The organism is Rhizobium sp. G187, from assembly GCF_051549525.1.
GTDB lineage: Bacteria > Pseudomonadota > Alphaproteobacteria > Rhizobiales > Rhizobiaceae > Allorhizobium.
Genome location: NZ_JBPUGM010000001.1, coordinates 433999 through 447605 on the forward strand (window position 1 = coordinate 433999; position 13607 = coordinate 447605).

General features: G+C 59.6%; 11 protein-coding genes and 1 pseudogene. 5 read left to right on the top strand and 7 right to left on the bottom strand.

Annotated elements, in window-relative coordinates:
• Complete coding sequence (folB, locus tag ACSV9I_RS02000; RefSeq protein ID WP_054158680.1) at positions 1 to 372, top strand: dihydroneopterin aldolase; 372 nt, start codon at positions 1 to 3, stop codon at positions 370 to 372.
• Position 373: 1 nt separating this feature from the next.
• A complete protein-coding gene (gene folK, locus ACSV9I_RS02005; RefSeq protein ID WP_438326828.1) occupies positions 374 to 877 on the top strand; it encodes a 2-amino-4-hydroxy-6-hydroxymethyldihydropteridine diphosphokinase in 504 nt (167 codons plus the stop codon).
• A 30-nt stretch (positions 878 to 907) separates the two neighbouring features.
• Here the strand turns inward: folK and ACSV9I_RS02010 are convergent, their stop codons facing one another.
• From ACSV9I_RS02010 to ACSV9I_RS02025, 4 genes are all read right to left on the bottom strand, one after another.
• Positions 908 to 1453 (bottom strand): hypothetical protein, encoded by a 546-nt coding sequence (locus ACSV9I_RS02010; protein WP_054158678.1) that lies wholly within the window; start codon positions 1451 to 1453, stop codon positions 908 to 910.
• 133 nt (positions 1454 to 1586) lie between these two features.
• Positions 1587 to 2681, bottom strand: coding sequence for a YcjF family protein (locus ACSV9I_RS02015; protein ID WP_438326831.1), 1095 nt, complete (start codon positions 2679 to 2681; stop codon positions 1587 to 1589).
• Positions 2678 to 4150: a YcjX family protein gene (locus tag ACSV9I_RS02020; RefSeq protein ID WP_438326833.1), complete on the bottom strand. Its 1473-nt coding sequence runs from the start codon at positions 4148 to 4150 to the stop codon at positions 2678 to 2680. Before ACSV9I_RS02020 ends, ACSV9I_RS02015 begins: the two co-directional genes overlap by 4 nt.
• Before the next feature lie 126 nt (positions 4151 to 4276).
• Positions 4277 to 4768, bottom strand: a complete 492-nt coding sequence (locus ACSV9I_RS02025) for a SixA phosphatase family protein (RefSeq protein ID WP_438326835.1) — start codon at positions 4766 to 4768, stop codon at positions 4277 to 4279.
• Positions 4769 to 5037: 269 nt separating this feature from the next.
• On the opposite strand from ACSV9I_RS02025, the gene dksA reads away from it, so the two are divergent.
• Complete coding sequence (dksA, locus tag ACSV9I_RS02030) at positions 5038 to 5457, top strand: RNA polymerase-binding protein DksA (protein WP_054158675.1); 420 nt, start codon at positions 5038 to 5040, stop codon at positions 5455 to 5457.
• A gap of 1563 nt (positions 5458 to 7020) precedes the next feature.
• Here the strand turns inward: dksA and ACSV9I_RS02035 are convergent.
• A pseudogene (locus tag ACSV9I_RS02035) lies at positions 7021 to 7302 on the bottom strand (flagellar biosynthetic protein FliO); the annotation flags it as partial.
• A gap of 256 nt (positions 7303 to 7558) precedes the next feature.
• Between ACSV9I_RS02035 and cckA the strand changes: the two are divergent.
• A complete protein-coding gene (cckA, locus tag ACSV9I_RS02040) occupies positions 7559 to 10183 on the top strand; it encodes a cell cycle histidine kinase CckA (RefSeq protein WP_438326838.1) in 2625 nt (874 codons plus the stop codon).
• A 94-nt stretch (positions 10184 to 10277) separates the two neighbouring features.
• On the opposite strand, the gene ACSV9I_RS02045 is transcribed toward cckA, so the two are convergent.
• A complete protein-coding gene (locus tag ACSV9I_RS02045) occupies positions 10278 to 11198 on the bottom strand; it encodes a pseudouridine-5'-phosphate glycosidase (protein ID WP_438326841.1) in 921 nt (306 codons plus the stop codon).
• 29 nt (positions 11199 to 11227) lie between these two features.
• The gene (locus ACSV9I_RS02050) at positions 11228 to 12172 is read right to left on the bottom strand and encodes a carbohydrate kinase family protein (protein ID WP_438326843.1); all 945 of its coding nucleotides are present in this window, start codon (positions 12170 to 12172) and stop codon (positions 11228 to 11230) included.
• Between the two features lie 241 nt (positions 12173 to 12413).
• On the opposite strand from ACSV9I_RS02050, the gene recA reads away from it, so the two are divergent.
• Complete coding sequence (recA, locus tag ACSV9I_RS02055; protein WP_438326845.1) at positions 12414 to 13502, top strand: recombinase RecA; 1089 nt, start codon at positions 12414 to 12416, stop codon at positions 13500 to 13502.
• The last annotated feature ends 105 nt before the right edge of the window (positions 13503 to 13607 follow it).

The following is a 13607-nucleotide window of genomic DNA, read 5'->3' on the forward strand; positions in this document are numbered from 1 at the left end:
ATGGCGGCCATCTTCACCATTACCTTGAAGAACTGTAGTTTCTTTGCCCATCACGGTGTCTTCGCCGAGGAGGCAGTGCTTGGGCAGCGCTTTTTTGTCGATGCAGAATTCGATGTCGATGCGGAGGCTGCCGCCGAGACCGATACGCTCGATGGGACTGTGCACTACGGCATTGCGTTTCAGGTCATTGAAGAAATCGTGACGGGTGCGCGTCGGCAGTTGATCGAGGCTCTGGCGCTTGCGATTGCGCGCGGTCTGCTCGACCGGTTTCCGGAAATTCTGCGTGTGCGTGCCACTGTGCGCAAGCCGAGTGCTCCGATCGCCGGGATCCTCGACCATGTACAGGTGAGCGTTGAGCAGTTCAGAGCCTGACATGTGGCATTTCGCGACGCTTGGTCTTGGCGGCAATCTCGACGATCCGGCGGCCGCAATGGCGCATGCCTTGCAGCGTCTGGATGAGCGGGAGGACTGTCGTGTGCTCGACGTGTCCAGGCTCTATCGAACGCCGCCCTGGGGCAAGACGGATCAGGCGGATTTTTACAATGCTTGCGCCGCAATCGAGACACGTCTGGAGCCTGAGGCTCTGCTGTTTGCGTGTCTCGACATTGAGCGTGAGATGAAGCGCGTGCGCTCAGAGCGTTGGGGTCCAAGGACGATCGATATCGATATTCTGACTTATGGCGATATTGAACTGCATGCGGACGTTCTGACGCTGCCACATCCACGCATGACGCAGAGGGCGTTCGTCTTATTGCCCCTGGCGGACATTCGTCCCGAACTCGCCGTGTCCGGGCGCAGCGTTGCTTCTTGGTTGAGCGCGAGTGATCAGACGGGAATTCAGGTTGCAAACGAAAACCGCGCCTGGTGGCGCGGTTGATCGTATAAGCATTCAAGTTTCAAAAGGCGCTTAGTCGTTTGAAGCCTGCGCGACGTCCTGACGGTTCAGCTTGAGGCCGATGACCGGGATCATTTGATCTTCAACCTTGACTGAAATGGTGATGTTCATCGAATCATCTTCATCGAGGCGCGCCACCATTGCGCCGTTCAACTTGGCGCGATTGATGCCCATCACGGCACGATTGCCGGCGACCTGACCGGAGACGATATCGAGACCCTTGCCATCTGCGCCATCGAGAAACTGGCCCTTATAGCCATCACCCTTGTTCGAGATGACGGCCGACATTGGCTGGCTGAATACGCCGACGCGGCAAGTGCCGTCGAGCTTGAGGCCGGTTTCTCGGCCTTCGGCGGCCAGGCCGGTCAGGTTGCAGGTAAACTTGGTGCCTTTGTACTTGCCCGCGACAATTTCTCCCGGCCCCTTCCAGATGCCTGCAACGGATTCGAAGAAGCGCTTGTCGCGCGAAGCCGCATCGGCAACGGTTGCCGGTGTCAGAGCCACCGCGGCGAGGATCGCGGCGCAACGGCCGAGTGTCGAAGTGGAGCAAATAGACATCGATAAACCTTGGTACGAGAAACCAGTGAGCCCGCACATACGGTAGCCGGAAAATGGTTAATGTATTATTGCATTACCCTTTCGTCTCCGCTGATACAATCGACAAACGTCACAGGTCAAGTCGCGACCGCTCTCAGATGGTCGTGTTGCTGCCTCTTCCCGTTACCGAAGGTGTGAGATCTGACACGAAGTCGCCAATTCCCGGTCGCTTGTTGGCCCGAAAAGGCAGGGGGCGGCAGAGGTCCATAGCTGCGATACCGATTCGTGCCGTCATCAGGCCATTGATTACCCCTTCACCGAGCCGTGTTGAAAGCCGTGCGGCAAGGCCGTGACCGAGGACCTGTTGGGCAATGCCGTCGCCGACAGCAATCGAGCCAGTGACCGCCAAATGCGCGATGACATCCTTCAGCAATCGTAGCATGCCAAGAGAACCTGGACGGCCGCCATAGAGCTCTGCCATGGCGCGCACAAGCCTCACCACTTCGAAGATGACATAGGCGAGGTCGACAACTGCACGGGGGCTGACGGCTGTTACGACGGAGACGCGTTTGGCAGAGTTCAGAATCAGGCTACGGGCCTGTGCGTCAAGGGGTGACAGAAGTTCCCGCTCGGCCAACTCTATCAGCTGGGGGCCGTCAATGATGTCGTCCTTTGATGCGGTGAGCGCGGCCACGCCGCGGGCCGTCTCGGCACGATGGCCGACCAGAGACACAAGCTTCTCAACAACGGATTGTGCCGGAGGCCGCAGACGTGATGCGGAAGCGGCTTCGGCTTGTGCCTTCAGCGACTGGACGGCTTCCAGGCGGTAGAGGCCGAGGCCCTCCCGCACAACGAGGCCGAGGACGGCTGCAAGGCCGACAAAGGCAGCCGCGGCTGCGGTATAACCCAACCAGTCGGCACGTGCGAACAGATCCCGGATCAACTGGTCGGTCCAAAGGCCAATCGCCAGTGACAGAAGCAGGCTGAAGGCGCCGGCTGCCAGCTTGGCAAATGAAAAGCGTCGCTTGCGAGGGGTAGCTTGAGGCGTTTCGGTGACATCCGTGCCGGCGATGAATGGGTCTTGGTCATCAGGCACGATCTCGACGGGTGCGGCAAAGCTGCGCGGTGCGCGGGCAGGGCTTTGAGCCGAGGCGCTCGTGCTCTCATCGCTTGTGACGGCAAAGGAAGCGGGTCGGCGCGGCTTGTCTTGTCCAGTTTCGGTCGAAGATGGATCTTTTGGACGAGTCATGCGAGGCGATCTCCCAGCAGGAACTGGAGGGCGCGGTCAAGTCGGATATGCGGCACCGACAGGTTGATCGATCCCTTCCTGTCGACAAGCGGCGGGCGGAAGCGGACAATGGACAAATCCGCGAGTGCGGCGGCGCTTTCGCCGGCATCAACCGACCGAAAGTAAGCCTCTGGATCGATCGGCAGGTCGCCCGGAAAGACTGCGGTCGAGCGTTCACCGTCGAAGATCTCGTCGCCGATGCGCTCATCCTTTATGGGCGTACCAACGATCACCGGCAGGTCGTGGCCGTCCTGGCGAACATTTCCCTCACGTGTTGCCCGAACCGAAGCGATTGCCATGACCTCGATCCCGGCGCCGGTGGAACCGATGGTCTGCACCGCCCGGTTCACCAGTCGACGTGTCAGCGTTTCCAGCCGGTCATGGCTCTCATGGTGCAAGTGATCGGCCTTTGTTGCCGCAACCAGAACCTTGTCAATCCGACGGCGAAGCAGCGAGGTCAGGATGTTGTTGGAGCCTGCACGAAAACAGGCGAGGACATCGCCAAGGGCGCGCTCCAGGTCTTGCACAGCTTCGGGACCGCGATTGAGCGCCTGTAAGGCGTCGACGAGAACAATCTGCCGATCGAGCCGGGCGAAATGCTCGCGAAAGAAAGGTTTGACCACCACGGACTTGTAAGCCTCGAATCGCCTTTCCATCATCGCACGCAACGAACCCTTGGGGGCAGGGCCGTCGGCCAGGACAGGAAGCGGAGCGAAGGTAAGGGCAGGTGAGCCTTCCAGATCACCCGGCATCAGAAAGCGGCCGGGAGGCAGCGTGGACAGGGACCGTTCGTCTGATTTGCAGAGCCTCAGATAGGTGGTGAAGGTTTCCGCCAGACGTCTTGCAGTCATCTCGTCGGCAGGGGCGTCAGGATTGAGGCTTGATGCCAGCTCGCGCCACGGCCGCGACAGTTCCGCACGAACGCCTGATACGGACAATGCTGAAGTCGTCTCGCTGAATGTCCGGTAGTCCTGATCCAGCAAGGGCAAGTCGAGTAGCCATTCGCCCGGATAGTCGACGATGTCGATCGACAGACGACCTGGTGAAAGCATCCGCGACCAGGTGCTGGCGCTCCGATAGTCGATCGTGAGGCGCAGCTCTGATATCGCGCGCGTTGAATCTGGCCAGATCCGGTCATGGACCAGTGCCCTGATGTGGTCCTCATATTGAAAACGGGGCACGGCATCGTCTGGTTGCTCTTCAAGCCGGGTGCTGGCGATCCGACCGGCACGCAAGGGTTCGAATAGCGGCAGGCGGCCACCATGCAGCAAGTTGTGAACCAATGACGAAATGAAGACGGTCTTTCCAGCACGCGACAGGCCGGTGACACCCAGTCTGATCGTCGGATTGACAAGACCCGACGCGCGGTCGGCGATGTTGTCGAAGGCGATGGCGGCTTCGTCGACAAGTCCACTCAGCGATGGCGGCAATGTCATATCCTACTAGGGTTTGCTGGTCGTCACGTCGAAGCAGGGCTCTGCGCCGGCAGTCTCCGATATAGGATCTCGATCACTATGGAAAAAGAGGGCGGTGTCACGTCTGTCTGCCGGGAGGCGTCAGCCGATCAGAAAATCCTTCAGCGCCCATGTTTTGTCGGCCCCTTCGAGGACTGCGAGGCCTGAGGTTGGGTATCCCTCCGGTATTGTCCGACCGACGACCTCATGGCCGCAAAGGTGGGCCAAGACTTCTTCCATCGCCGGATTGTGCCCAATCAACATGAGCGACTGGACGCCGCGCGTCGCGCCCAGAAGTTCAAGATAGGTATCTGCCGGTGCATTGTAGAGTTCGTCGACGAAACGAACCTCTTCCAGGCCTGGAAAGGCGCGTCCGAAAGCGTCGAACGTCTGACGGCATCGCCTGGCGGTGGAGCTTACGACGAGTTCCGGCCGGTAGCCACGATCTGCGGCAGCGTCTGCAACGAGTTCTGCTTCGGCGAAACCGGCGTCGGAAAGTGTTCGGTCAAAATCGCGACCGCCCGGCTCGGCCCAGCCCGACTTGGCATGACGCAGCAGATAAAGGCGCGTGGGAGGCGAAAGGAAGGGCGTCATCCGTCGGTTCCGCATGAGATCAACGAGCTCTGACCTAGCTGCTTACGCCCCTCCGCGTCAACTGTCCGCTGGTTGGGCAGCACAAGTGGCTTGCGTAAGGGGAAGTCTCTGGTGTCGACCAGTCCTCAAAAATTAATGCTTAAAAAATAGCAGTTTAGCTGAAAATTGTGACAGACTTAAAAAGGTGTCTTCAATGCTTGCAAGGCTTGAACCGCTTGCAATGAAAGGATATACACCCGCCCAGTGAGATGTTCTTCAGGAGAATCGCGTTGAGTGAGAAGATCGATCTTAGCAGCTACGTTCTGTCGGAAGACGACGAGTTCATGAATGTTAGCCAGCGTGCCTACTTCAGAGCCAAGCTCGTCGCCTGGAAGAACGAGATCCTCCGCGAAGCGCGGGAGACACTCGATCACCTGGCCGAAGAAAGCGCCAATCATCCTGATCTCGCCGATCGGGCTTCCTCCGAAACAGACCGTGCCATCGAATTGCGCGCCCGTGACCGGCAGCGCAAATTGATATCCAAAATCGACGCGGCGCTTCAGCGCATCGACGATGGCACCTATGGTTATTGCGAGGAAACCGGCGAGCCGATCGGATTGAAGCGGCTTGATGCCCGTCCAATCGCCACCTTGTCGATAGAGGCGCAAGAGCGTCACGAACGGCGCGAAAAAGTCTATCGCGACGAGTGATCTCTGGACAAAAAGGGGGCCGAAATTGTCGAGGTCTCTGCGACCTCGCTAATTTCACTGCCTTGTTTTTAATCGGCCCGCCGCAAGGCGGGCCGATTGTCGTTTGGGTCGAGTATTGATCCTGACTTACGGATTGCGGCTCGCCGACATCTCTCCGAAGATACGGGCTATTTCGTTTTGCAGGCTGGGTTCGGCGGCGCTTTCCGCATCGGGCGTCAGCTTTGAGTCATCCACAGCATTCTGCCGGCGCTCGCCAAGAATGAGGTCCACAGGCAGGCGCGGCGTTTCAGTCAGGGCGTCAGGCACAACCTGCGAGACGGCGGGTCTTGGACCAGCGGCCGCAGGGCCCGGCGCGGGGCTGGCGGCAAGATGCAGGGCCATCTCCTCTTCAAGCACGCGCTCGAATTCGCTGATGTCGCGTTTTGGCTCTTCGGCGGCGGCTGCCGCGAATGGGGTTACGGGTTTGCTCGTGAAACGCTCGGGTTCGAAAGGACGTGGTTCGCGACGGGGTTCCGGTGCCAAAACCTTTTGCCGGGCGGCTTCGAGCACGGCCTCGACATCCGGGATTTCGGTTTTAAGCGGTGCGCTCTCCAAGGTCGGCTCTGTGCGCTGTGGCAACGGCCTCGCTGCTGACAGATGTTCCAGTTCGTCGCGTTCGTCCGAAACAGGTTCGACGGTCACGATTGGTGCTGCAAATTCAGGCTCGACCGAATGGTCTAGGCTGAAAACCGGTTCGCGGAGCGATGAGGGTGCCTGAGGTGTCTCGATCTGCGGTGCGGCTTCCTCAGTGGCAGAGATCTCTGGCCGGATGTCTGGGATGGATGCCTGTTCGATGGTTCCAGCGCGATCATCTCGCGCATTGATCGCGATTTCTGCCCGCGGATGGGAGGTGGCCGACGTGGAGAATGTCGGGATCTGCGCCGCAGGCATGATCGGTGCCATTGGTGGCGCGATCGGTGCTACGGGCTCCACCTTCTCTGGCGACGTGGTTGCCATCGCCATCACCGGTCCAGCCGTGGCGGTTGCCGCGCTGAAGGCGGCAGCAAGCGGAGCGATATCCGCCTGTGCGGCTGTTGCGGTGACCGGAGGGACGAGCTGTTCACTTGCGAAGTTGGTTGGCTGAGACGTGCTGCGTGGCGTGCGTTCCTCCGCACGCAGTGTACCGACGTCGACCGCGGGAGTGGGGCTCGGCTCCACAGGTTTGGTCATCGCTTTTGCGACGACTGGAGCGGCCACTGGGGTTTCCATTCGAACTTGCCGGGGTGCCTCCGTGGATGCGGACATGGGCGCGGATTGCGGCGTAACGTCTGGCGCGCGCATTGCCGGCGCGGCCGGTTGTCCGCGACGTTCGACCTGGATCGGTGGCTGGAGCATCTCAGGCGTCGGGGAAGCGTTGGGTGCGGGGCCGGCCTTAGCCTTCGGCGTGGTCTCGGCGATGGCGGGCATGACAGGTAACGGACGCTCGGTCGGTGCCACAAAAACGGGCTCTGCAACGCTCTTGGCCGGAATCGTCTCGCGCTCGTTTGTCTGGACTGCCACGGTTGACAGATAGGCGCGGTCATCGCCGATGCCACTCTCGATGACGATATCCGTCGGACCGCCGATCATCACCAGGTGCTCGACATTGTCGCGGCGGATGAGGACGATGCGGCGGCGCGTGTCGACGGCGGCGGCATCGAGAACCTGTAGCCGCGGCTGCCGGTTTCTTCCGCCGCGCACAAAGGGCGAGGGCGCTCGGTTGCGCAGTAACCACAAGACGATGAAGAGGCAGAGGAGCCCGAGAGCGACCCCCAAGGCAGCGACCATGAAATTATCGCCGTAAGCCGAAATCAGTTCGTCAACCATATGATACGCTCCCTATTGCTGGCTTTTCTGGCAGAAGATGTTCCAATGCGCAATCGGCGCTCAGGGGTGCGCGCAGCCGATGCCAGCGATCAAATGAGAGAGAATGGCCACTGATTGCGGCATTCCTGTGGGATAGGCCGCTCAAGGCGGGTCTTGAACCCTTTCTTTGCTTTTTGCAGGCAAGCCAAGTTGATAAACAGAAGCTGCACGATTCTCGTTGACGTTGACGGGGGCGCGTGATGAGCGAGAGGCATTGATGACACGACAACAGACGGACCGCGACGGAGAGGGCGCCCTGGTCGAGCGCCGCGGCGGTGCCGGTACGGCATTGCGCATTCTCGTCCTGGCGCTGGTGCTGATCGCCGCTTCGGCTGCCTTCGTGTTCTTCCGCGAGCAATTGGACAACGAACTCTTTCTCGGAATCCTTGGCGTGTTGGCGATGATGGGGATTTTCTTCATCGTTTCCGCCGTGATCGGTTTTGTCGAAGTCATGCCGCAGCCGCAGGGCGACAGCTTGTCGAGGCGGTTTCTTGCGAGCCAGCCGGAAGGCACGCTGATCACCGACGAGCAGGGCCGTATCGTCTATGCCAATACCGCCTATGGCGCGATGACCGGCGCACAGAAGGCGACGGACGTCCAGACGCTGGAAGCTCTATTGTCGCGTCACCGCGAATCCAGCGAGGCTTTGTATCGATTGACCAATGGTTTGCGAGAAGGGCGCGAAACCTACGAGGAGTTTCGGCTGTTGAAGCCACTTGGCAGCCAGACGGCCAATGGCTCTGGCGCACATTGGTATCGTCTCAAGGCAAGGCTCCTGCCTGGTGAGGGACGGGGCAAAGGCCTGCATGTTTGGCAATTGTCCGACATCACGATAGAGCGGGACGATCAGGAGCGGTTCTTTAAGGAATTGCAGCACGCGATCGACTATCTCGATCATGCGCCTGCCGGCTTCTTCTCTGCCGGTCGCAAGGGTGAGATCTACTATCTGAACGCGACGCTTGCAGAATGGCTGGGCGTAGACCTGACGCAGTTCAATCCTGGCTCTCTCTCGATTTCCGACCTCGTGGCGGGTGAGGGCATGGCGCTGATCGATTCGGTTCAGGCGGAGCCCGGCCAGTCACGCACTGAAACGCTGGATCTCGATCTGCGCCGTACCAACGGTCAGAGCCTGCCCGTGCGCCTTGTCCACCGGGTTCGGGCCGCCCGTGACGGTGCGCCGGGCGAAAGCCGCTCGATCGTATTGTCCCGCCAGCAGGGCGATGGCTCCGATCAGTCGGATTCGGTCGCATCTATGCGGTTTACCCGTTTCTTCAACAATACGCCGATGGCGATTGCTTCCGTGGACGGCGAAGGCCGCATCCTGCGCACCAATGCGCCGTTCATGAAGCTGTTCTCCGACATCATTTCTCGCGACGAAATCGACCGGCAGGAGCGAATCGAGGTCGTGCTGCATGAGAGCGAACGCGAGGAGTTTCGCCGTGCACTGGCCTCGGCAAAGGACCGGCAGGTCGATATTTCGCCGATCGACAGCCGTCACCCAAGCAATGATGCGCGCAATTTCCGTTTTTACGTCAATGCTGTGATCGACCAGAGCGACGAGGCGCCCGAAGAGGCGGCCATCGTCTATGCCGTCGACGTCACCGACCAGAAGGCGCTTGAGGCGCAAATGGCGCAGACGCAGAAGATGAATGCGGTGGGCACACTTGCGGGCGGCATTGCACATGACTTCAACAACGTGCTGACGGCCATCCTTCTGTCGTCCGATCACCTGCTCCTTCAGGCACGGCCATCTGACGCGAGCTTTGCCGATCTGATGGAAATCAAGCGCAATGCCAACCGTGCCGCCGTTCTGGTGCGCCAGTTGCTGGCCTTCTCGCGCAAGCAGACGATGCGGCCATCGGTCTTGAATCTGACCGACGTCATCGGTGATCTTCGCATGTTGGTCGATCGTTTGATCTCCGGCACCAATGTGAAGCTGAAGGTCGAATATGGACGTGACCTCTGGCCGGTGAAAACCGACCTGTCACAGTTCGAGCAGGTCCTGATCAATCTCTGCGTCAATGCGCGAGATGCCATGCCGCAAGGCGGTGCTCTGACGGTTTCGACGCGCAACATTTCCGCTGCGGAGGCGGAGGCCTTCAATTATCGCGGACTGCCTGCCGAAGACATGGTGCTGATCGAGGTTGCCGATACGGGAACGGGCATTGCGCCCGAGATCATGGACAAGATCTTCGAGCCATTCTTCACCACAAAGGAAGTGGGCAAGGGCACCGGACTTGGACTTGCCATGGTCTATGGCATCGTCAAACAGTCTGGCGGCTACATCTATCCGGAGTCCGAAGTCGGCAAGGGCACTGCGTTTCGGATTTTCCTGCCGCGGCATATTCCCGACGTTCAGCCTGTCAACGAGACCGGGCAGGCAACTGCCGTCGTCGATGGAGACACGATTACAGTCGTGCCACCTTCCGAAAATGGCGCGGCAGCCGAACAGAAAGACCTGACCGGCAAGTCTGCCGTGGTCTTGCTCGTCGAGGACGAGGAAGCTGTCCGCCGTGGCGGCAAGCGCATGCTCGAGACGCGTGGCTATACGGTGCACGAGGCGGGCTCCGGCGTCGAGGCGCTCGACATTATGGATGAGCTGAATGGTCAGGTGGATATTGTCGTTTCGGACGTTGTCATGCCAGAGATGGACGGCCCAACGCTTCTGACAGAACTGCGCAAGAGCTATCCAGACCTGAAGTTCATCTTTGTATCGGGCTATGCTGAGGACGCTTTTGCGCGCAACCTCCCGGCCGATGCCAAGTTTGGTTTCCTTCCCAAACCCTTCTCGCTCAAGCAGTTGGCGGTTGCGGTCCGCGAAATGCTCGATGGCGAAACCTGACGCAAGCGACAGGATGTCGTGTTGTGCATAAAAGAAAACCGCCAGCGTGAGCTGGCGGTTTTCTTTGTTCGGTCGACCTTGATCTTAAGGCCGTTCAGCTGGCCACGGCAATCTCAGCTGCGAGGCGGGCATTGTTTTCAACGAGGGCAATATTGGTCTTCAGGCTGCGGCCACCCGTCAAATGGAAGATATTATCGAGCAGATAAGGGGTCACGGCCTTGCCAGTGATCTCGTCACGCTCGGCATTGGCCAGTGCCCGGCCAATATAGATTTCCATCTCTTCGCGCGGGATCTCGTCGGCTTCCGGTACCGGATTGGCGATCAGCATGCCGCCATCAATGCCAAGCTGATCGCGCATCTTCTGGAAGTTGGCGATCGCAGCCGGGCTCGGCAGGCTCAAGGGGCTGCGCAGACCGGATGCGCGGGACCAGAATGCCGGAAACTCTTCCGAGTCATAGGTTACAACCGGTACGCCGCGTGTTTCCAGGACTTCCAGCGTTTTCGGCACATCAAGAATCGCCTTGGCGCCAGCGCAGACCACGATGACGCCGGTGCGGGCCAGCTCTTCCAGGTCGGCCGAGATGTCAAAGCTCTCTTCGGCACCGCGATGCACGCCGCCGATGCCACCCGTTGCGAACACCTTGATGCCGGCGCGCGAGGCTGCAATCATCGTTGCAGCCACCGTGGTTGCGCCATGGCGACGCTCGGCGATAGCAAAGGCAAGATCGGCGCGGGAAACTTTCATGACATTGTCGAGCTGGGCCAGGGTCTCGAGTTCCTGCGGCTCAAGCCCGATATGCAGCATGCCCTTGATCACTGCGATCGTGGCGGGGACAGCGCCCTGTTGGCGAATGATGTCCTCGACACTCCGGGCCATTTCGATATTGCCGGGATAGGGCATGCCATGGGTGATGATGGTCGACTCAAGCGCGACGATTGGCGCGCCGCGCTGCTTTGCGGCGCTGACTTCGCTCGAATAGGTGATCGGCAGGAGCGGGGAGACGGGACGTGTCATGACGGAACTCTCTTTGGTAGATCATGCCCTCATGGCAGGAAACGGGCGTGCGGGACAAGGGCCATTTGCGTGTCGAGTTGCACCTGCGACAGGTTTTCATCCGTCGCCCGCGCGGTTCGAAGCGTGATCGCGGCGCAGGCGACGGCGCGGCGAAGACGCTCCGCGAGGTCGGCGCCGGACATAAGCGCATCGAGAAATCCGGATGCAAAGGCATCACCGGCACCCGTGACATCCGCAACTTCGGACAGTGCTGCCGGCTCGATCACAGCAACCTGATTGCCGGCAAAGGCGACGGCCGGACCGCTCCCATTCGTCACTGTTCCGCCGCGCAGTCCGCACGATTTGAGGAGGCGAGGCCAATCCTCCGGTGTTCTGGCGCGTTCGCCGGCAATTGCTTCCGCCTCGGCGCTGTTCATGAAGAGGTGGTCGAGATGAGCGACAGCGCCATGCAGCTTCATCACCTTGGCCGGGGAAATCGCGATAGCGGCGAGTGGTCGTCCGCGGGCTGCGCAGTCTTTCGATAGCGCAGACAGGGTGTCGGCCGGAAGATTGGCGTCGCAGAGCACATAATTCGCGTCATCAAGGCTGTCACGCATGCTTCGCGCCCGCAACCTTCGTGCGACAAAGGCGTCGTAGAGCGCCATGTCGGCCAATGCGATCACAAGATTGCCGTCTCTTTCCAGGATCGCGGTATAACTCGGGGTGGCGCGGTCGAGAAACATTACCGGCTGGTCGTCCAGCCCTGCTCTCTCGGCGGCCTCGGACACCTGTGAACCGGCCGCATCGCCGCCACGCGGAGCGATCAATCGGACGTTTCGGCCCAGTCTCGACAGGTTCGATGCGGCATTGAAGACGCCGCCGCCAACCTCCTCGAACCATTTGCCGGGATTGCTTGCACCCGGTTTTGTCTCCCCGAAGATGCGTCCGCGCCGGTCGATATGGGCCCCGCCGATGGCCAGGAGATCAAGGTTCATCTGAGCCCCCAAAGCCTGGCTGAAGAGCGAATCGGGCAGCGCCGCAGCGTTTCGTCGCGTCGGTAGGCAGCAAGGTTCTTACCCTTCGCCTTTTTCCTGGAACAAAATTCGAACATGATCCGAAATGCTCATTGATTTCAGAGGCTTGAGTGGCTCTTGCAAAATGAGAACAAAAAGTGTACATATTGTCCATCGGCGGCTTCATTGCCTATGCGGCTTCAATAACCTAAAGGTGGATCGAATGGCACAGAATTCTTTGCGGCTGGTAGAGGACAAATCGGTGGATAAAAGCAAGGCATTGGAAGCGGCGCTCTCGCAGATCGAACGATCGTTCGGCAAGGGCTCGATCATGAAACTCGGCGCGAACGAGAGTGTGGTCGAAGTCGAGACGGTCTCGACCGGTTCTCTCAGCCTGGATATCGCACTCGGCATCGGCGGTCTGCCGAAGGGGCGTATCATTGAAATTTACGGGCCTGAAAGCTCGGGTAAGACGACGCTGGCGCTTCAGACCATTGCAGAAGCCCAGAAAAAAGGTGGTATTTGCGCATTTGTTGACGCGGAACACGCACTGGATCCGGTCTATGCGCGCAAACTTGGCGTTGACCTGCAGAATCTTCTGATTTCGCAGCCAGATACCGGTGAGCAGGCGCTTGAAATTACCGATACGTTGGTGCGTTCCGGTGCGGTTGACGTGCTTGTTGTCGACTCGGTGGCGGCGCTTACGCCGCGTGCGGAAATCGAAGGGGAAATGGGTGATAGCCTGCCTGGCCTTCAGGCGCGCTTGATGAGTCAGGCACTGCGCAAGCTCACGGCTTCGATCTCGAAGTCGAAGACCATGGTGATCTTCATCAACCAGATCCGTATGAAGATCGGCGTCATGTTCGGCTCGCCGGAAACCACGACTGGCGGTAATGCGCTGAAGTTCTATGCTTCGGTGCGCCTCGATATCCGCCGTATCGGCGCGGTCAAGGATCGCGAAGAGGTTGTCGGCAACCAGACCCGCGTCAAGGTTGTGAAAAACAAGATGGCTCCTCCCTTCAAGCAGGTCGAATTCGACATCATGTATGGCGAGGGCGTGTCGAAGACCGGCGAACTGGTTGACCTTGGTGTCAAGGCGGGGATTGTCGAGAAGTCGGGTGCCTGGTTCTCCTACAACAGTCAACGGTTGGGACAGGGGCGTGAGAACGCCAAGCTCTTCTTGCGCGACAATCCGACCGTTGCTCAGGAAATCGAGATGGCCTTGCGGCAAAATGCCGGCCTGATCGCGGAGAAGTTCCTGCAAAATGGTGGGCCGGATGCCAATGATGGCGACGGTGCTGATGACGCGTGAGATCTCCTGATCTCTGATTTGATCTTAAACCGGCCGCGTTTCGAGGGAGACGCGGCCGGTTTTCCATTGCGCCGCTGGACAGCGATCCTGACGGGCGATAAAAGC